17 protein-coding genes are annotated in these 18,117 nt (G+C 70.2%); 13 read left to right on the top strand and 4 right to left on the bottom strand.

Annotated features, from left to right (window positions below; translation table 11 throughout):
- Nucleotides 1-67: 67 nt before the first annotated feature.
- From ACWDAG_RS25070 to ACWDAG_RS25055, 4 genes are all read left to right on the top strand, one after another.
- Complete coding sequence (locus ACWDAG_RS25070; protein WP_450697801.1) at nucleotides 68-1,414, top strand: DUF6716 putative glycosyltransferase; 1,347 nt, start codon at nucleotides 68-70, stop codon at nucleotides 1,412-1,414.
- 299 nt (nucleotides 1,415-1,713) lie between these two features.
- Complete coding sequence (locus tag ACWDAG_RS25065) at nucleotides 1,714-2,979, top strand: cytidylyltransferase domain-containing protein (RefSeq protein ID WP_450697800.1); 1,266 nt, start codon at nucleotides 1,714-1,716, stop codon at nucleotides 2,977-2,979.
- A 14-nt stretch (nucleotides 2,980-2,993) separates the two neighbouring features.
- A complete protein-coding gene (locus ACWDAG_RS25060; RefSeq protein WP_450697799.1) occupies nucleotides 2,994-3,935 on the top strand; it encodes an N-acetylneuraminate synthase family protein in 942 nt (313 codons plus the stop codon).
- 32 nt (nucleotides 3,936-3,967) lie between these two features.
- Nucleotides 3,968-5,035, top strand: coding sequence for a hypothetical protein (locus ACWDAG_RS25055; RefSeq protein ID WP_450697798.1), 1,068 nt, complete (start codon nucleotides 3,968-3,970; stop codon nucleotides 5,033-5,035).
- Between the two features lie 121 nt (nucleotides 5,036-5,156).
- Here ACWDAG_RS25055 and ACWDAG_RS25050 read toward each other — a convergent pair whose 3' ends face one another.
- Both ACWDAG_RS25050 and ACWDAG_RS25045 read right to left on the bottom strand, forming a co-directional pair.
- Nucleotides 5,157-5,825, bottom strand: a complete 669-nt coding sequence (locus ACWDAG_RS25050; protein ID WP_450697797.1) for a class I SAM-dependent DNA methyltransferase — start codon at nucleotides 5,823-5,825, stop codon at nucleotides 5,157-5,159.
- A gap of 11 nt (nucleotides 5,826-5,836) precedes the next feature.
- Nucleotides 5,837-6,100: a hypothetical protein gene (locus ACWDAG_RS25045; RefSeq protein ID WP_450697796.1), complete on the bottom strand. Its 264-nt coding sequence runs from the start codon at nucleotides 6,098-6,100 to the stop codon at nucleotides 5,837-5,839.
- Between the two features lie 297 nt (nucleotides 6,101-6,397).
- Between ACWDAG_RS25045 and ACWDAG_RS25040 the strand changes: the two genes are divergently transcribed.
- The 8 genes from ACWDAG_RS25040 (at nucleotide 6,398) to ACWDAG_RS25005 (ending at nucleotide 15,555) form a co-directional block, all read left to right on the top strand.
- Nucleotides 6,398-7,618, top strand: coding sequence for an amidohydrolase (locus ACWDAG_RS25040; RefSeq protein ID WP_450697933.1), 1,221 nt, complete (start codon nucleotides 6,398-6,400; stop codon nucleotides 7,616-7,618).
- Between the two features lie 287 nt (nucleotides 7,619-7,905).
- Nucleotides 7,906-8,958: a BMP family lipoprotein gene (locus tag ACWDAG_RS25035; RefSeq protein WP_450697795.1), complete on the top strand. Its 1,053-nt coding sequence runs from the start codon at nucleotides 7,906-7,908 to the stop codon at nucleotides 8,956-8,958.
- A 199-nt stretch (nucleotides 8,959-9,157) separates the two neighbouring features.
- Entirely contained in the window at nucleotides 9,158-10,705 is a 1,548-nt protein-coding gene (locus ACWDAG_RS25030) for an ABC transporter ATP-binding protein (protein WP_450697932.1), read from the top strand.
- Entirely contained in the window at nucleotides 10,702-11,826 is a 1,125-nt protein-coding gene (locus ACWDAG_RS25025; protein ID WP_450697794.1) for an ABC transporter permease, read from the top strand. Before ACWDAG_RS25030 ends, ACWDAG_RS25025 begins: the two co-directional genes overlap by 4 nt.
- On the top strand, nucleotides 11,826-13,112 hold the full coding sequence (locus ACWDAG_RS25020) for an ABC transporter permease (protein WP_450697793.1): 1,287 nt from the start codon (nucleotides 11,826-11,828) through the stop codon (nucleotides 13,110-13,112). Before ACWDAG_RS25025 ends, ACWDAG_RS25020 begins: the two co-directional genes overlap by 1 nt.
- Nucleotides 13,109-13,510, top strand: a complete 402-nt coding sequence (locus tag ACWDAG_RS25015) for a cytidine deaminase (protein ID WP_450697792.1) — start codon at nucleotides 13,109-13,111, stop codon at nucleotides 13,508-13,510. Before ACWDAG_RS25020 ends, ACWDAG_RS25015 begins: the two co-directional genes overlap by 4 nt.
- An 86-nt stretch (nucleotides 13,511-13,596) precedes the next feature.
- Nucleotides 13,597-14,874, top strand: coding sequence for a thymidine phosphorylase (locus ACWDAG_RS25010; protein ID WP_450697931.1), 1,278 nt, complete (start codon nucleotides 13,597-13,599; stop codon nucleotides 14,872-14,874).
- Nucleotides 14,875-14,970: 96 nt separating this feature from the next.
- Nucleotides 14,971-15,555, top strand: a complete 585-nt coding sequence (locus ACWDAG_RS25005) for a Uma2 family endonuclease (RefSeq protein ID WP_450697791.1) — start codon at nucleotides 14,971-14,973, stop codon at nucleotides 15,553-15,555.
- A 1-nt stretch (nucleotide 15,556) separates the two neighbouring features.
- Here ACWDAG_RS25005 and ACWDAG_RS25000 read toward each other — a convergent pair whose 3' ends face one another.
- Entirely contained in the window at nucleotides 15,557-16,477 is a 921-nt protein-coding gene (locus ACWDAG_RS25000; RefSeq protein WP_450697790.1) for an AEC family transporter, read from the bottom strand.
- A gap of 143 nt (nucleotides 16,478-16,620) precedes the next feature.
- Between ACWDAG_RS25000 and ACWDAG_RS24995 the strand changes: the two genes are divergently transcribed.
- Nucleotides 16,621-17,010 carry an STAS domain-containing protein gene (locus ACWDAG_RS24995; protein WP_450697789.1) on the top strand — a complete coding sequence of 130 codons (390 nt, stop codon included), beginning with the start codon at nucleotides 16,621-16,623 and terminating at the stop codon, nucleotides 17,008-17,010.
- Here the strand turns inward: ACWDAG_RS24995 and ACWDAG_RS24990 are convergent.
- Nucleotides 16,894-17,898: a sigma-70 family RNA polymerase sigma factor gene (locus tag ACWDAG_RS24990; protein WP_450697788.1), complete on the bottom strand. Its 1,005-nt coding sequence runs from the start codon at nucleotides 17,896-17,898 to the stop codon at nucleotides 16,894-16,896. The two genes, ACWDAG_RS24995 and ACWDAG_RS24990, sit on opposite strands and share 117 nt — an antisense overlap.
- Between the last annotated feature and the right edge of the window lie 219 nt (nucleotides 17,899-18,117).

The following is an 18,117-nucleotide window of genomic DNA, read 5'->3' as shown; positions in this document are numbered from 1 at the left end:
GTGTTGTTAACTTTTTGTTGAGGTGCGGTTGGGCCGCGCCTCGGAATTGCTTCCTAGCGTCTTCGTCGTGCCACCAAGTACCTCGAAGCCCACGCGAATCGCCGTACTCGCGGACTCCGACACCCGCTGGAAATGGGGTGCGCTGACCGCGGCTCGTATCGCCCCGGGCCCGTCCATGGAAGCCGCACCTCGCGACGACGCGCAAGTCGGTCTCGAGCTGAGCGGGTTCCTGCTGCGCGGACGGGCGACGCCCACCGCACGCCAGCTGGCGGAGGTCGGTGTGCGCGCCGACTCCCTTCGGGAGGTCACGGCCGTCGAGTTCCTGCGCGCGATGGCCGAGGAGGAGTACGACGTCATAGTGCTCGCCCTCGTCGGCGGCGGCGTCCAGGCGATGCTGCACGGGCTGCGGCGCGTGTGGGAGGGCAGCGAGCGGCGTCCCGTCGTCGTCACCGGCTATGTCGGTGTCGTCTACGAGAAGCTCGCCGACGGCCTCCTGCTGCGGCACGGCGCGGACCTCGTCCTCGCCAACTCCCGCCAGGACGCGGAGCGCTTCCGGGCGGTGTACGAGGGGGTGGGCGCCGACGCCTCGTCGGTGACGGAGGTGGCACTCCCGTTCCTCGGCGGCGCGGTCTACGAAGGCGAACACGACCCCTACACCGTGGTGTTCGCCGTACAGCCGTCCGTCCCGGACACGCGCAAGGACCGCACCTACCTGCTCAACCGGCTGATCCAGCACGCCCGGCTGCACCCCGAGCGCGAGGTGCTGCTGAAGCTGCGCTCCAAGCCGGGCGAGCACACCACGCACATCGAGGAGCAGCCCTACCAGAAGCTGGTCCAGCGGCTCGATCCGCCGGCCAACTTCCGCCTGGTGTACGGGAACATGGGCGAGGTCCTCGACCGCACCGACCTGCTGGTCACCATCAGCTCGACGGCCGCACTGGAGTCCCTGCACCGCCGTATCCCGACGGTCGTGCTGACCGACCTGGGCGTACGCGAGGTGCTCGGCAACCACCACTTCGTGGGCTCCGGATGCCTCGCCTCCTGGGACCAGCTGGACGCCGGGCACCGGCCGACCGCCGACGAGGAGTGGGTGGCCCGGCAGGGCGTCGTCGCGGACGGCTCCTACGCCACCGCCTTCGACGCGGCCCGCGAACGCATCGCCAAGCTGCTCGACCGCCCCGGCGGGCCGGCACCCCTGACTCCGTACTACACGCCCGAGACCGCGCCCGGTTATCTGCCCGGCATTCTTGCCCGCCACCACCTCGGCCCGGACGGCAGCCCGCTGCCCGGCGCCCCCGCCGCCGACAAGGAGCCGGGCCCGGTACGGCAGATCGTCCGCCGGGCGGCGCGGGGTGCCTACCGGCACGGGGTGCAGCGCGTGGCTCCGGTGATCCGGCGGATGGGGGAGCTGTGAGCGCCGCCGAGCGCTCCGCTGGAGGGGCTGGAGCGGCCGGGACAGGAACTGCCGCGACAGGCCGTGTGCCGACTGCGGCGCCGTCGTCGCCGGTCGCGCCCGCGCGGCGGCAGCCGCACATGCGATACGGCCCCGCGCCCCTTCGGGCCGCGGACGCCGCGCAAGCGGCGGTCGCACGAGTCGTGTCCGCGGTGCAGACGGACGCGATCGGTGTGCCGGCCCCGGCCACCCCACAACCCACGGAAGCGCGAGCCGCAGTCGCGCCGATTCCTCCGCAAGGAGCCCAAGGAGTAGCCCCCATGTCCAACCCGCAAGCGGGCCAAGGCGCTTCGGTGCGCCGGGTGCTCGCGGTGATTCCCGCGCGCGGCGGCTCCAAGGGCGTGCCCGCGAAGAACCTCGCCCCTGTCGGAGGTGTGCCGCTGGTGGCCCGCGCCGTGCGGGAGTGTCTCGCCACCCGGCTGGTGACGGACGTCGTCGTCTCCACCGACGACCAGGCCATCGCGGCCGCCGCGCGCGAGGCCGGCGCCGAGGTCGTACTGCGGCCCGCCGCCATAGCCGGGGACACGGCCACCTCCGAGGCCGCCGTCCTGCACGCCATGGACGCCCACGAGGCCCTGCACGGCGCGGCCGTCGACGTGGTGGTGTTCGTGCAGTGCACCAGCCCGTTCCTCATCCGCGAGGACATCGACGCAGTGGCGGGCGCGGTCGTCGAGAACGGCGCCGACACCGCCGTCACCGTGGCTCCCTTCCACGGCTTCATCTGGCGGGACGCCGACGACGAGGCCACCGCGGGCACCGTCGCCGAGGCCGACGCGGCCACCGGCGGCGGCTACGGCGTCAACCACGACAAGTCCTTCCGCCCCCGCCGTCAGGACCGCCCCCAGGACCTCCTGGAGACCGGCGCCGCCTACGCGATGGACGCGGCCGGCTTCCGCAAGCACCAGCACCGCTTCTTCGGCCGTACCGAACTCGTCCGGACGGACCCCGCGCGCGTGCTGGAGATCGACGACCCGCACGACCTCGCCCGCGCCCGCGCGCTGGCCCCCCTCTTCGACGCGGACCGCCCCGGCTCGCTGCCCACCGCGGACGACATCGACGCGGTCGTACTGGACTTCGACGGCACCCAGACCGACGACAGGGTGCTGATCGACGCCGATGGAAAGGAGTTCGTCTCCGTGCACCGCGGAGACGGCCTCGGCATCGCCGCGCTGCGCAAGAGCGAGCTCAAGATGCTGATCCTCTCCACGGAGCAGAACCCGGTCGTCGCCGCGCGCGCACGGAAGCTGCAGATCCCCGTGCTGCACGGCATCGACCGCAAGGACCTCGCACTCAAGCAGTGGTGCGAGGAGCAGGGCATCGCGCCCGAGCGCGTGCTCTACGTCGGCAACGACGTCAACGACCTCCCGTGCTTCGCCCTCGTGGGCTGGCCCGTGGCGGTCGCGAGCGCCCACGACGTGGTACGCGGCGCCGCCCGTGCGGTCACCACCGTCCCCGGTGGCGACGGCGCGATCCGAGAGATCGCCAGCTGGATCCTCGGCCCCTCTCTCGACTCCCTAACCAAGTAAGGACAGTTACTGCCATGAGCACCAACTCCCGTCTGCGCACCTTCGGTACCGAGCGCATCGCCGGCCCCGGTCAGCCCGTCTACATCTGCGGCGAGATCGGCATCAACCACAACGGCGAGCTGGAGAACGCCTTCAAGCTCATCGACGTGGCCGCCGAGGCCGGCTGCGACGCCGTGAAGTTCCAGAAGCGCACCCCGGAGATCTGCACCCCGCGCGACCAGTGGGACATCGAGCGCGACACCCCCTGGGGCCGCATGACCTACATCGACTACCGCCACCGCGTGGAGTTCGGCGAGGACGAGTACCGCCAGATCGACGCGTACTGCAAGGAGAAGGGGATCGCCTGGTTCGCCTCCCCGTGGGACACCGAGGCCGTCGCCTTCCTGGAGAAGTTCGACGTCCCGGCCCACAAGGTGGCCTCCGCCTCCCTGACCGACGACGAGCTGCTGCGCGCCCTGCGCGCCACCGGCCGCACGGTCATCCTCTCCACCGGCATGTCCACCCCGAAGCAGATCCGCCACGCGGTCGAGGTCCTCGGCTCGGAGAACATCCTGCTCTGCCACGCCACCTCGACGTACCCGGCGAAGGCCGACGAGCTCAACCTGCGCGTGATCAACACCCTGCAGGCCGAGTACCCGAACGTCCCGATCGGCTACTCCGGCCACGAGACCGGCCTGCAGACCACCCTCGCCGCGGTCGCCCTCGGCGCCACCTTCGTCGAGCGCCACATCACCCTGGACCGCGCGATGTGGGGCTCGGACCAGGCCGCCTCCGTCGAGCCGCAGGGCCTGACCCGCCTCGTCCGCGACATCCGCACCATCGAGGCCTCCCTCGGCGACGGCGTCAAGAAGGTCTACGAGTCCGAGCTCGGCCCCATGAAGAAGCTGCGCCGCGTCACGGGCGTCGTCGCCGAGGCGGAGATCGCCGCGGCCGCGGGCGAGCCGGTCACGGTCTGAGCCACCACCACTTACGGGACGGTCATACGTCGATGAGCCGCCGCGCCGGATCCGCCGGCAGCACCTCCACTCTCGCGTTCGTCGAGAGCCCGGTACAGCTTCTGAACGTGCTGGAGTGGGCGCATGCCCAGGCGCCCGGCGCGGGGCTCACCCTCGTCGTCCTGTCCCCGACCGACCCCATGACCCGCGGCCAACTGCGCCGCATGGCCGAACTCGCCCGCGACGAGGGCCACACGGTCCGCTGGGAGGAGGCCCGGGGCGGTCCCGCGGCACCCTTCCAGACCATCGGCGGCCTGACGGGCACGCTCCGCAGGGCCGACCGCATCGTCCTGGGCGACCCCTTCTCCCGCTACGTACAACTCCTGCTGACCATCACCAAGGCCCGCGACCTGGTCGTCGTCGACGACGGCACGGCCACGATGGAGTTCGTCGCCCAGCTGGTCCGCGGTGAGCGTCTCGTCCGCTGGCACCGCAAGGGCGGCCGCCCGAGCGCACGCGACCTGATCTTCGCGCCGGTGTCCTCCAGGGCCCGCCGCCGCCTCACCCCCAGCGCCAGGCGCAGGGTGGCGATCTTCTCCTCCATGCCCATGGAGGAGATCCCGCCCGGTGTGACGGTCCACGCCAACGACTTCTCCTGGACCCGCTTCCGCTTCGGCCCGCCCCGCATCACCAAGGGCGCCGACATGGTGGGCACCTCGCTGGTGGAGACCGGTGTGGTGGACGGCGACCGCTACCTGGAGGCCGTCCGCAGCCTGGCGAAGACCCACGGCGCCACCCGCTACTTCGCCCACCGCCGCGAGAGCACGGACAAACTCCACCGCCTGGCCACCGAGACGGGCCTGGAGATCGTCCGCCCCGACCTCCCCCTGGAGCTGATCGCCCGCCGCGGCCCGATCGGCCGCACGATCCTGAGCTTCCCCTCGACGGTCGTCCACACCCTCCCCCTGGCCCTGACAGGCACGGAGGTCCGGGTCGCCGTCTGCGACATCGACCCCGGCTGGCTCACCCAGAACGCATCGCCGCGGGCGCAGGGCTTCTTGTCGGGGGTGACGGGAACGGCACGGGACGTGACCCGTCTGTCGGCGGTCACGGCGGCGTGACCGCGCCCTGAAGGGGCGCGGGGCTGTATCGATATGCGGCTCCGCCGCGTGGGCGCGACCAGCCCCCACGGCGCCGCAGACGATCAACAACCCATGGCTGCACAACCCGCGGAGCGAACCCTCACGCGTCCTTCCGCGCCAGCACAAACGCCCGCGGCCGCGCCTCCTCACCGTCCGCCTCGCGCAGAACGCGCGCAAGCACCCGCAGCCCCGCCTTGACCAGCCGCTCGGCCACGGCATCCGGCGTACGGAAGTAGTAGTCCAGCGAGATCTCGCGGCCGAACCGCTCCGCCAGGTGCAGACGCCCGTCCTCCTCACCGCTCTGGAAGCACAGCAGCACATGCCCCCCGGGCACCAGCACGCGCCGGAACTCGTCGAAGGCGGTCTGCAGGTGGTCGTCCGGGACGTGGATGATCGAGTAGAGGGCGAGCACACCGCCCAGCGTCTCGTCCGGCAGATCCAGCGAGGTCATGGAGCCCACGTGGAACCGCAGCCCGGGATGCGTCTGCCGGGCCAGCGCCACCATGCCGGGCGACACGTCGACCCCGAAGGCCGGCACCCCGAGCGCGTCGAGCCGCGCGGTCACATGACCGGGCCCGCTCCCGACATCGGCGACAGGGGCCGTACCGCCCGCACGGACGAGCTCGGCGAAGGCACTGAGCAGGGCCAGGTCCAGCGGTCTGCCGCTCAGGTGGTCGGCGAACTGCTCGGTGTACGGGCGGGCGATCGCGTCGTACGAGGTTCGGGTGGCATGCAGGAAGTCCGGGCTGCCCGGTATCGCGGAGCTCACGGACCCGCACCCTACTGGGGCTCGTCCGTCGTCCAGGTGAAACCGCCGAGAGAGGGCCGCGAAGTCTCCTCGAACTCCTGCCGGGGCGTCTTTCCGGTCTCGTCCGTCCACGGCGGGTACCGCCACCGCAGGTACAGCGAGACCGCGAGCACCAGCAGCCAGCCCGCCAGGGTCATCGCGACCAGCAGGCCCAGGAACAGGCCGGCCGTGCCGAGCAGACCGAACTTCGCCAGCATCCAGGGGATGTGTTCCTCACCGCAGCCGCAAGCCTCCATGGGGGCAGAGTGCCCGCGACCGGTCGGCTGTGTGCGCTGCGTGCTGAAAACGTCGTGCGGTGGTGATGATTCCGGGATCCGGGCCCCTATGTCCCACAGTGCGATCCCGACAGGTGGAACGGAACCACCCGACAGGGGCGGGGCGTGGTATGCGTAGAGAAATGCAAGGTATACCCACCTCAAGCCTTGCCCATGCGTCGAGCGGCCAGATTTTTCTCCCCTAACGGGTTGAACTTTTGTTGATCGAGGGGCAGTTGGCCACCCCGGCGTCCTACGCTTTAGAGGGTGAAGCAACTGATGTCACCAGAGTCCGAGGTCGACCATCCCGGGGCAGCCGTGCTCCCCGGCACGCTGCCCGAGGCGCTGCGTGCCGAACTCGTAGCCTTCCGGCGCGACCTGCACATGCACCCCGAGCTCGGCAACCAGGAGTTCCGTACCACCGCGGCGATCAAGGAGCGGCTCGAGGCGGCAGGTCTGCGGCCCCGCGTGCTCGCCACCGGTACCGGGCTCGTCTGTGACATCGGGGAGTGGGACGGCGGGCGGCCCATGCTCGGCATGCGCGCCGACATCGACGGCCTGCCCATCCCGGACACGAAGAGCGAGTGCGCCTACCGCTCGACCGTGCCGGACCGCGCGCACGCCTGCGGACACGACGTGCACACGACCGTGGTGCTCGGCGCCGGCCTGGTCCTGGCCGAGCTGCACAAGCAGGGGAAGCTCCCGCGGCCCGTGCGGCTGGTCTTCCAGCCGGCCGAGGAAGTGCTGCCCGGCGGCGCGGCCGACGCCATCGAGTGCGGGGTGCTCGACGGGGTGGGGCGGATGATCGCCGTGCACTGCGACCCCCGGGTGGACGCCGGGCGCATCGGCCTCAGGCAGGGCGCCATCACCTCCGCCTGCGACCGGCTGGAGGTCGCCCTCGACGGGCCCGGCGGGCACACCGCCCGCCCGCACCTCACCACCGACCTGGTCACCGCCGCCGCGCGCGTCGCCATCGACGTGCCCGCCCTGGCCGCCCGGCGCATGGACACCCGCAGCGGCCTCGCCATCACCTGGGGCCGTATCGAGTCGGGGCACGCTCCGAACGTGATCCCGCAGCACGCCGAGCTGTCCGGGACCGTACGCTGCCTCGAACTGGAGGCCTGGCGGCAGGCGCCGGACCTCGTGGTCGCCGCCATCGACGAGGTCGCCAACCTGCACGGTGCCAAGTCGGAGATCAACTATGTGCGCGGCGTCCCGCCCGTGGTCAACGACGCGGACGTGACCGACCTGCTGCGCGACGCCATGACCGCCCGCCGCGGTGCCCAGTCCGTCGAGGGCACCGAGCAGAGCCTCGGCGGCGAGGACTTCTCCTGGTACCTGGAGCACGTCCCCGGCTCCATGGCCCGCCTCGGCGTCCGCACCCCGGGCGAGCGCACGGTGCGCGACCTGCACCAGGGCGACTTCGATGTCGACGAGTCGGCGATCACGGTCGGTGTCGAGCTGTTCACGGCGGCGGCCCTGCTGGACGCGGAGAACTGATCGGAGCGTGCCGAGCGGCCCCCTCGGGGGCCTTCCGCCGACCGGCGCAACATGCTCGTAAGCCAATCGTGCACGCATCGAAATCCGGGTGTGCGACGGCGTAAGAGCCTCAGTTCAGACAGTGTTTGCCTCGAATCGATAACGGCTTCGAGAGGGGTGTTTTTCTGACATCTACGCGCGTTACGATGCCGCGAAGCCGACGCCGCAGGGGCGTCCGGGCCCGAGCACTGGCAAGGTGCTCACATGAAGCGCCGACATGGCGCTCAGGTCAGGTGAAGGAGCCTCCCGTGCGCCGGGTAGCCAAGCTTTCCGCTGCGTGTATCGCCACCGCAGCTCTCGCAATGACTGCCACAGCCTGTGGCAGCACCTCGTCCGACACTGGCAGCTCGTCCTCCCCCTCGGGCAGCAGCAAGGGCATCAAGATCGGTCTCGCCTACGACGTCGGCGGCCGCGGTGACCGTTCCTTCAACGACTCCGCCGCGCGCGGTGCCGACCAGGCCCAGAAGGAGTTCGGCGGCTCCATCAAGGAGCTGACCGCCAAGAGCTCCGACACCGAGGCCGACCGCGAGCAGCGCCTGACCGACCTGGCGGACGCCGGCTACAACCCGATCGTGGCCGTCGGCTTCTCCTACGCCACCTCGGTCGACAAGGTCGCCGCCAAGTACCCGAAGGTCAACTTCGGTCTCATCGACGCGGTCGCGAAGGCCAAGAACGTCGACAGCATCACCTTCACCGAGGAGCAGGGTTCCTACCTCGCCGGTGTCGCCGCGGCGCTGAAGACCAAGAAGGACCACGTCGGCTTCATCGGCGGCGTGGACACCCCGCTGATCAAGAAGTTCGAGGCGGGCTACGCCCAGGGCGTCAAGGACACCAACCCCAAGGTCAAGGTCGACGTCCAGTACCTGACCCACGGCTCTGACTTCTCCGGTTTCGCCGACCCCGCCAAGGGCAAGGAAGCCGCGTCCGGCATGCTCGACAACGGCGCCGACGTGATCTACGCCGCGGCCGGCTCCTCCGGCAACGGCTCGATCGAGGCCGTCTCCGGCGTCAAGGGCGCCTGGGCCATCGGCGTGGACTCGGACCAGTACAACATCCCGGGTCTGGCCAAGTTCAAGAACTCGATCCTGACCTCGATGGTCAAGAACGTCGACGTCGGCGTCTACGACTTCATCAAGTCCGTCCACGCCGGCAAGCCGCTGACCGGCAACCAGCTCTACTCGCTCGCCAAGGGCGGTGTGGGTCTCTCCACCAGCGGTGGCTTCATCGACGACATCAAGCCCAAGCTGGACGAGGCGAAGAAGAAGATCGTCGACGGCACCATCACGGTCAAGACCAGCTGACCTGACGGTTCCCGCCGGAACCCGGGCTCGACGAGGGGGCCTCGACACCCCCCTCGTCGAGCCATAACAATGTGTCAACTCTACGCGTGTAGCATGGAGTTGCCGCGCTAGCGTCGCCGACGCCTGCCCTCCCCTACGCAGCCCCTTTCCCCCAGGAGAGTGCGCCATCAACGCGTCCAGCCCTCCCGCTGCCGTCGAACTGCGCGGCATCACCAAGCGATTCCCCGGCGTCGTCGCCAACAAGGACATCGACATCACCGTCCGCACGGGCACCGTGCACGCCCTGTGCGGTGAGAACGGTGCCGGCAAGTCCACCCTGATGAAGATCCTCTACGGCATGCAGCAGCCGGACGAGGGCACCATCACGGTGAACGGCGAGACGGTCACCTTCCACACCCCCGCCGACGCCATCGCCCGCGGCATCGGCATGGTCCACCAGCACTTCATGCTCGCCGACAACCTCACCGTCCTGGAGAACGTCGTCCTGGGCGCGGAGAAGCTCTACGGCATCGGCGGCAAGGCCCGCGCGAAGATCCGGGAGATCTCCGACGCGTACAGCCTGAACGTCCGCCCCGACGTCCTCCTGGAGGAGCTCGGCGTCGCCGACCGCCAGCGCGTGGAGATCCTCAAGGTCCTCTACCGCGGCGCCAAGACTCTCATCCTCGACGAGCCCACCGCCGTCCTCGTGCCCCAGGAGGTCGACGCCCTCTTCGACAACCTGCGCGAGCTCAAGGCCGAGGGTCTCACCGTCATCTTCATCTCGCACAAGCTCGGCGAAGTCCTCTCCGTGGCCGACGAGATCACCGTGATCCGGCGCGGCACCACCGTCGGCACGGTCGAGCCCGCCGGCACGACCTCCAAGCAGCTCGCCGAGCTGATGGTCGGCAGCGAACTGCCCACCCCGGAGACCGAGGAGTCCACGGTCACCGACGTGGCGCTGCTCAAGCTGGACGGCCTGCGCCTGGCCCAGACCGACCTCGACGGCGTCGAGCGGATCATCCTCGACGACATCTCCTTCACCATCCACAAGGGCGAGGTCCTCGGCATCGCCGGCGTGGAGGGCAACGGCCAGTCGGAACTGGTCGAGGCCATCATGGGCATCCGCGACCCCGACTCCGGCACCGTCACCCTCGACGGCACCGACATCTCCCACGCGCCCACCCGCCACCGCCGCGAGTCCGGCGTCGGCTACATCCCCGAGGACCGCCACCGCCACGGCCTGCTCCTCGAGGCCCCGCTGTGGGAGAACCGCATCCTCGGCCATGTCACCGAGAAGCCCAACTCCCGCGGCCAGCTGCTCGACATCAAGGCGGCCCGCACCGACACCGAGCGCATCATCCAGGCGTACGACGTCCGCACCCCCGGCATCGACGTCACCGCCGCCTCGCTGTCCGGCGGCAACCAGCAGAAGCTGATCGTCGGCCGCGAGATGAGCCACGCGCCCAAGCTGCTGATCGCCGCGCACCCCACCCGCGGTGTGGACGTCGGCGCGCAGGCCGCGATCTGGGACCACATCCGCGAGGCCCGCCGCGAGGGTCTGGCCGTGCTGCTGATCTCCGCCGACCTGGACGAGCTCATCGGCCTGTCCGACACCCTGCGGGTGATGTACCGCGGCCGGCTGGTCGCCGACGCCGACCCCGCCACCATCACCCCGGAGGAGCTGGGCTCCGCCATGACGGGTGCGGCAACCGGCCACCTGGAGCACACAGAGGACTCCGCACAGGACCACGAGGACGACGCCCGATGAACAAGCTGACCCAACGCATCGACAAGGAGCGGCTGCTCCTCGGCATCGCGGCCCCGCTGCTGGCGATCGTCGCCGCGCTCGTCGTCACCACCCTGGTGATCCTGGCCACCGGCAAGAACCCGGGCGCCGCCTTCAGCGACATGCTGACCTACGGTTCCGCGAGCGACAGCCAGGTCTACATCCTCAACAAGGCGACGACGTACTACCTGGCGGGCGTCTCGGTGGCCATCGGCTTCCGGATGAACCTGTTCAACATCGGCGTCGACGGCCAGTACCGCATCGCCGCGTTCTTCGCCGCGGTCCTCGGTGGCGCGCTGACCACGCCGGGCTGGATCTCCATCCCGCTGATCATCCTGTGCGCCATGGCGACCGGTGCCGTATGGGCGGGCATCGCGGGCGTTCTGAAGGTGACCCGCGGCGTGAGCGAGGTCATCTCGACGATCATGCTCAACGCGATCGCCACCGCGATCATCGCCTACCTGCTCCAGCCCGGAAAGCTCGCCGAGCTCCAGGCCGGTGGCACGGTCGTCTCCACCAAGCCGTTGCCCGAGTCGTCGTACTTCTTCCAGATCGACACCGGCGCGGCGGGCGAGCTGTGGGGCTTCATCGTCATCGCCGTGATCGTCGGCATCGCGTACTGGTTCGTGCTCGGCCGCACCCGGTTCGGCTTCGACCTGCGCACCGTCGGCCAGTCCGAGTCCGCCGCCGCGGCGAGCGGTGTGTCGGTGAAGAAGATGGTCGCCACCAGCATGCTCATCTCCGGCGCCATCGCCGGCCTGATCGGCATGCCGACCCTGCTCAACGACAGCCACCAGTTCAGCAACGACTTCCCGACGGGCATCGGCTTCACCGGTATCGCCATCGCCCTGCTCGGCCGCAACAACCCGGTCGGTATCGCGCTCGGCGCCCTGCTTTGGGGCTTCCTGGAGCGCACCACCAACCACCTCGAGTTCGAGGGCTACGACAAGGAGATCCTCGGCGTCATCCAGGGCGTCATCGTCCTGTGCGTCGTCATCGCCTACGAGCTCGTACGCCGCTACGGCCTCAGGCGCCAGCAGCAGCGGGTCGGCGCCGAGCTCGCCGCCCAGGCCGCCACGACCCAGAAGCAGGAGGTGGCGTGATGACTGCCACGATGACCGACACGCCGCCCCCCGCGGCCCCCAAGGCGGACACCGAACGTGGCCGCTCCGGCCGCTCGCTCGGGCAGATCCTGATGATCGTCGCCGGTGCGCTGCTGCTCGTCGCCGCGGTGCGTGTCATCTCCGGATCCGACCAGCTCACCTCCGAGGGCCAGGTCTCCGCCGCGCTCAGCCTCGCCGTGCCGATCGGCCTCGCCGGTCTCGCCGGTCTGTGGTCCGAACGGTCCGGTGTGGTCAACATCGGCCTCGAGGGCATGATGATCCTCGGTACCTTCGGCGCCGGCTGGATCGGCTGGCAGTCCAGCCCCTGGCTCGGCCTGCTGTGCGGTGTCGGTTTCGGCGTCGTCGGCGGCCTGCTGCACGCGGTCGCGACCGTCACCTTCGGCGTCGACCACATCGTCTCCGGTGTCGCGATCAACCTGCTCGCGCTCGGCACCACCCAGTACCTCGCCAAGCTGTTCTTCGTGGACGGCAAGGCCGCCGACGCGGGCGGCAACCCCAAGCAGTCCCCGCCGGTCGACTCGCTGCCCACCTTCGACGTACCGGGCCTGTCCAGCGGGCTGCACTCCATCGAGAACCACCACTGGTTCCTGATCTCCGACATCGCGGGCATCCTCGGCGGCCTGGTCACCGACCTGTCCGTCGTGACGGTCTTCGCCATCCTGCTGTTCGTCGGCAGTTGGTGGCTGCTGTGGCGCACTTCGTTCGGTCTGCGGCTGCGCTCCTGCGGTGAGAACCCGATCGCCGCGGAGTCCCTCGGCGTCAACGTCTACAAGTACAAGTACGCGGCCGTCGCCGTCTCCGGCGGCCTCGCCGGTCTCGGTGGCGCCTTCCTCGCGCTGGTCACCTCGCACAGCTACCTGGAGGGCCAGACCGGCGGCCGCGGTTACATCGGTCTCGCCGCCATGATCTTCGGCAACTGGCGGCCCGGCGGCCTCGCCATGGGCGCGGGCCTGTTCGGCTACTCCGACGCGCTCCAGCTGCGCAACGGCGGCGAGACCGTCCACGCGCTGCTGCTCCTGCTGTTCGTGCTGCTCCTGGCGATGGCCGGCTGGAAGCTGTACAAGAAGGCGCACTGGCAGGGCGGCATCAGCCTCCTGGTGGGCGCGGGCGTCCTGGTCTGGTACCTGGTGACCGACGAGGTCCCGAGCGACTTCGTGGGTGCCACCCCGTACGTCGTCACGCTGCTGGTGCTGTCGCTGTCCGCGCAGCGGCTGCGGATGCCCAAGGCGGACGGTATGCGTTACCGGAAGGGCCAGGGCAAGTGACCCCGCCGGCCGCCGTCGACTGGGAGGCGCTGCGGGACCTGGCCCGCGAGGCCATGTCCCACGCGTACGCCCCCTACTCGCAGTACCCGGTCGGGGTCGCCGCCCTGGTCGACGACGGCCGCACGGTCTCCGGCTGCAATGTCGAGAACGCCTCCTACGGCCTCGGCCTGTGCGCCGAGTGCGGGCTGGTCTCGGAGCTGCAGCGCACGGGCGGCGGCCGCCTCACGCACTTCACCTGCGTCGACGGCCGCGGAGAGATCCTCGTCCCGTGCGGCCGCTGCCGCCAACTGCTGTACGAGTTCGGGGGCCCCGACCTGTTGTTGGAGACACCGGCGGGAATCCTGCCCTTGTCGGAGATGCTTCCCCAGGCCTTCGGCCCGGACCATCTCACCAAGTAACTCCCGTACGGCCCCTCCGGCTTGAACCCTTCGAGCGGAGGGGCCGCACACTTCCATGAACCTCGGAAGGAACGCACCCCATGGCCATGGACGCCATCTCCGTCATCCGCACCAAGCGGGACCGCGGCGAGCTCAGCGACGAGCAGATCGACTGGGTCATCGACGCGTACACCCGCGGGGAGGTCGCCGACTACCAGATGGCCGCCCTGAACATGGCCATCCTCCTCAACGGCATGAACCGCCGCGAGATCGCCCGCTGGACCGCCGCGATGATCGCCTCCGGCGAGCGCATGGACTTCTCGTCCCTGTCCCGCCCCACGGCCGACAAGCACTCCACGGGCGGCGTCGGCGACAAGATCACCCTCCCGCTGGCGCCCCTGGTCGCAGCCTGCGGGGCGGCCGTCCCGCAGCTGTCGGGCCGTGGCCTCGGCCACACCGGCGGCACCCTGGACAAGCTGGAGTCGATCCCCGGCTGGCGCGCGCTGCTGTCCAACGAGGAGATGCTGAACGTCCTCGACACGACCGGCGCGGTCATCTGCGCGGCCGGCGACGGTCTGGCCCCCGCCGACAAGAAGCTCTACGCCCTTCGGGACGTGACCGGCACGGTGGAGGCGATCCCCCTGATCGCCTCGTCCATCATGTCGAAGAAGATCGCCGAGGGCACCGGCTCCCTGGTCCTGGACGTGAAGGTCGGCACGGGCGCCTTCATGAAGACGATCGAGGACGCGCGGGAACTCGCCTCCACGATGGTGGGCCTGGGCACCGACCACGGCGTGAAGACGGTCGCGCTGCTGACGGACATGTCGACCCCGCTGGGCCTGACGGCGGGCAACGCCCTCGAAGTCCGTGAGTCGGTGGAGGTCCTGGCGGGCGGCGGCCCGGCGGACGTGGTGGAACTGACGATCGCCCTGGCCCGCGAGATGCTCGACGCGGCCGGCGTGAAGGACGCCGACCCGGTGAAGGCCCTGGCCGACGGCTCCGCGATGGACGTCTGGCGCCGCATGATCGCGGCCCAGGGCGGCGACCCGGACGCGGCCCTGCCCACCTCCCGCGAGCAGCACGTCATCAAGGCCCCGTCCTCGGGCGTCCTGACCCGCCTCGACGCCTACGACATCGGTGTCGCCGCCTGGCGCCTCGGCGCGGGCCGCGCCCGCAAGGAGGACCCGGTGCAGGCGGGCGCGGGCGTCGAGATGCACGCCAAGCCGGGCGACAGGGTGACGGAGGGCCAGCCCCTTCTGACCCTCCACACCGACACCCCCGAACGCTTCGAGTACGCGCTGCAGGCGGTGGAGGGTTCCTACGACATCGGGGCGGCGGGGACGGAGTTCTCGGCGTCGCCGGTCGTGCTGGAACGTATCGCCTGACCAGGGGAGTTTCCCTTTCGAGTGAACGGGATCGGTGGACCGCCACCGGTCCCGTTCGGCATGCTGGGATCGGTGACGCAACCGAAGGAGACCGCCATGAGCGCACTCACCGTGGGCCACGACCCCGAGCAGAGCTGGGACGACCTCGTCCGGTTCTGGGAGGAGATGGACTGGCCCGAGGGCAGCAAGGTGGAGATCATCGAGGGGATCATCACCGTGTCACCTGCTCCCGCACCCCGTCACAACGTGATCGCGGCCCGCATCCAGCGTCGCCTGTACTCCGTGATCCCCGAGGACTGGGAGATCTTCCAGACGCAGGCCATCGCCGTCCCCTCGCGGCTGGGCATGTTCATCCCGGACATCCTGGTCGCCCCGGTCCAGGAGTGCACCGAGGCGGACACCTATCTGCCGGGCGCCGTGGCCGAACTCGTCGTGGAGATCACCTCCAGGAAGAACGCCCGCCACGACCGCGTGAGCAAGCCGGCCGCCTACGCCTCCGCAGGCATCCCGCTCTACCTCCTGGTCGACCGCTGGGCACCCGAGGGCCCCACCGCGACGCTCTACGGAGAGCCGCACGGAGACGTCTACCGCCCGCTCGCCGTCGCCAAGTTCGGCGAACTCCTCACGATTCCCGCGCCCTTCGACCTCGTCATCGACACCGGCGAATTCCCTGAGACGTGAGTCACCCGAGCATTGCCGCCACGACCACCAACGCCGGCACCGACAACACCGTCGACAACAGAATCGAGTCCCGCGCCAACCCCTCGGCCACCCGATACCGACTCGCATACGTGTACAGGTTCTGCGCCGCCGGAAGCGCCGACGTCACCACCACGTCGAGGAGTTGGTGACCGCGCAGCCCGAACACCCCTACCGCCAGGGCCCAGGCAGCCACCGGCTGGCCCACCGCCTTCAGTGCGACCGACAGAAACACGGGGAACCTGTCGGCGCCCCGCCCCGGCATCGTGCTGCCGCACAGGGAGATGCCGAAGGCCAGCAGGACCGCAGGGACCGACATGTTGCCGATCAGGGTCAGCGGGTCCATGACGGGAGCCGGGACCTTCAAGTCGGTCGCCGACACCGCCACCCCGGCCAGCGACCCGACCGCGATCGGGTTGCGCAGCGGCGTGAGCAGCCGTAGCCACAGCGGGCCCTTTTCTCCCTTGCCGGAGAGGTCCAGGACCGTCAGGGCGATCGGTGTGACCGCGATGATCTGGAAGAGCAGCACCGGCGCCACCAGCGAGGCGTCGCCCAGCACATACACGGCGATCGGGATGCCGAGGTTGCCGGAGTTGACGTAACTGGAGCACAGCGCGCCGATGGTGGTGCGGCCGATGCTCCAGCCCCGTACGACTCCGACGGCGACGAAGACCCCGGCCGCCGCGGCCGTGCTCAGCGCCGTCACCACGAGCCGGCTGGAGAAGATCACCGACAGGTCGGCCTTCGCGAGCGTCGTGAAGAGGAGTGCGGGGGAAGCCACGTGGAAGGCCAGCTTGGTCAGGACCTCGCGGCCGTGTTCGCCGAGATACCCCTGCCGTCCGATGACGTAGCCCACCCCGATGACGACCGCGATGACCGCGAACCCCGTCAGCACCCCCTGCACGGCGCCCCCTCAGCGGGGAGGAGGCCGTCGGGTATCCGGGACGGTGCTGATGCTTGGGGCATGCACCCAACCCTCCGGGGAGGAGCGGGGCAGGTCAATGTGATCCCGGTCGGCGCACACGCCAGGGAGGCGTGTGCGCCGCGATGAGTTCCGCCCGCCCGTCCGGTCTACCGCTCGTGGATGCCACGACACCAGCCGTACTCGTACTGTCCGGCCCCGTCACCCGTGACGAGGTGAGCGGGCTGTGTGACGACGTGCGGGCGCTGCTGGAGGCCACCGGTGCCGGGGCCGTGGTGGTGGTCGACGTCGCCGCGATCGGGCCGCCGGGGCTGGGTGCCGTGGATCTGCTGGCGCGGCTGGAGCTGGCCGCCCGACGGGCCGGGGGCCGGATTCGGCTGCGCGATCCCGCCCCGTCCCTACACGCCCTCCTCGACCTGGTCGGGCTCCGCTTCGAGGTGGAGGGGCAGGCCGAACAGCGGGAACCAGCGCTCCGTGTCGAGGAAGAAGTGGAACCCGGAGAGCCCGCCGTCTGATATCTCCAGCACCTGCACCGCCCACGGGGCGAAGCCGCCCTTCTCCGGGTCCGGCTTGTACTGGGCGAACCCCGGCAGGCCGTTGACCTGGACCGGCAGCAGCCGGGAGCCCTCGCAGGCGGAGCCCAGGGTCGTCATGAAGCCCGTGATGTCGTCGTGGCCCGTCAGCCACAGGTCGAACGGCGGCATCGTCATCACGGCGTCCTCGTGCAGCAACGCCGTCAGAGCCGTCATGTCGTAGCCCTCGAAGGCCGCCACATAGCGGTCCAGGAGCTTTTGCTGCTCCTGGTCGAGAGGGTCGGAGACGGCCGCGGCCGCCGCCTTGTCGCCCTGCTCGCGCTCGGCGAGTGTCGCCCGGGCCCGCTGCAGGGCGCTGTTGACCGACGCGACCGAGGTGTCGAGCAGCTCGGCGACCTCACTGGCCTTCCAGGCCAGGACCTCGCGGAGGATCAGCACCGCGCGCTGCTTGGCGGGCAGATGCTGCAGGGCCGCCATGAAGGCGAGCCGCACGGACTCCTTCGCGACGGCGGCTTCCGCGGGGTCCTCGACGGTCGGCAGCACGCGGGCGTCCGGCATCGGTTCGAGCCAGGTGTTGTCCGGGCGGGGGGAGAGGGCGGCCTGGGCGAGGGGTGTCGACTCGCTGAGGTCCATGGGGCGGGCGCGCTTGTTGCCGGCGGTCAGCATGTCGAGGCACACGTTTGTCGCGATGCGGTACAGCCACGACCGAAGACTGGAGCGGCCCTCGAACTTCTCGTAACTGCGCCAGGCGCGGACCATCGTGTCCTGTACCGCGTCCTCGGCTTCGAAGGAGGAGCCGAGCATGCGGTAGCAGTAGCCGGTCAGCTCGACGCGATGTTTCTCGAGCCTGACGTCGAGGTCTGTCGTCATGGTCCACCCACCCCTGTGGCCGTTCTGTGTCGCGCCTTTGCGCCCAGCACGTCCGAAGCTAGCGCAGGGCACTGACAATGGCGTGCCGAGCGGGGGAATGTGCAGGCCAGAGGTTTTTCGCCCCCGCCGCCCCTACCCGTCCCGACCCGGGGGCCAGCCCCCGGACCCCCGCTCCTCAAACGCCGGAGGGGCTATGAATAGCCCGTCCTGCGTTTGAGG

Source organism: Streptomyces sp. NPDC001157 (assembly GCF_053598255.1).
The sequence above is the reverse complement of the archived record's forward strand: the minus strand, read 5'-3'. Positions and strand labels throughout refer to the sequence as shown.

What these genes read in the sequence shown, in the direction of transcription:
- ACWDAG_RS25065 (WP_450697800.1), top strand. Translation starts at nt 1,714, where the DNA reads ATGTCCAACCCGCAAGCGGGCCAAGGCGCTTCGGTGCGCCGGGTGCTC.
- ACWDAG_RS25060 (WP_450697799.1), top strand. Translation starts at nt 2,994, where the DNA reads ATGAGCACCAACTCCCGTCTGCGCACCTTCGGTACCGAGCGCATCGCC.
- ACWDAG_RS25055 (WP_450697798.1), top strand. Translation starts at nt 3,968, where the DNA reads ATGAGCCGCCGCGCCGGATCCGCCGGCAGCACCTCCACTCTCGCGTTC.
- ACWDAG_RS25045 (WP_450697796.1), bottom strand. Translation starts at nt 6,100, where the DNA reads ATGGAGGCTTGCGGCTGCGGTGAGGAACACATCCCCTGGATGCTGGCG.
- ACWDAG_RS25040 (WP_450697933.1), top strand. Translation starts at nt 6,398, where the DNA reads ATGTCACCAGAGTCCGAGGTCGACCATCCCGGGGCAGCCGTGCTCCCC.
- ACWDAG_RS25025 (WP_450697794.1), top strand. Translation starts at nt 10,702, where the DNA reads ATGAACAAGCTGACCCAACGCATCGACAAGGAGCGGCTGCTCCTCGGC.
- ACWDAG_RS25020 (WP_450697793.1), top strand. Translation starts at nt 11,826, where the DNA reads ATGACTGCCACGATGACCGACACGCCGCCCCCCGCGGCCCCCAAGGCG.
- ACWDAG_RS25010 (WP_450697931.1), top strand. Translation starts at nt 13,597, where the DNA reads ATGGACGCCATCTCCGTCATCCGCACCAAGCGGGACCGCGGCGAGCTC.
- ACWDAG_RS25005 (WP_450697791.1), top strand. Translation starts at nt 14,971, where the DNA reads ATGAGCGCACTCACCGTGGGCCACGACCCCGAGCAGAGCTGGGACGAC.
- ACWDAG_RS24995 (WP_450697789.1), top strand. Translation starts at nt 16,621, where the DNA reads ATGAGTTCCGCCCGCCCGTCCGGTCTACCGCTCGTGGATGCCACGACA.
- ACWDAG_RS24990 (WP_450697788.1), bottom strand. Translation starts at nt 17,898, where the DNA reads ATGACGACAGACCTCGACGTCAGGCTCGAGAAACATCGCGTCGAGCTG.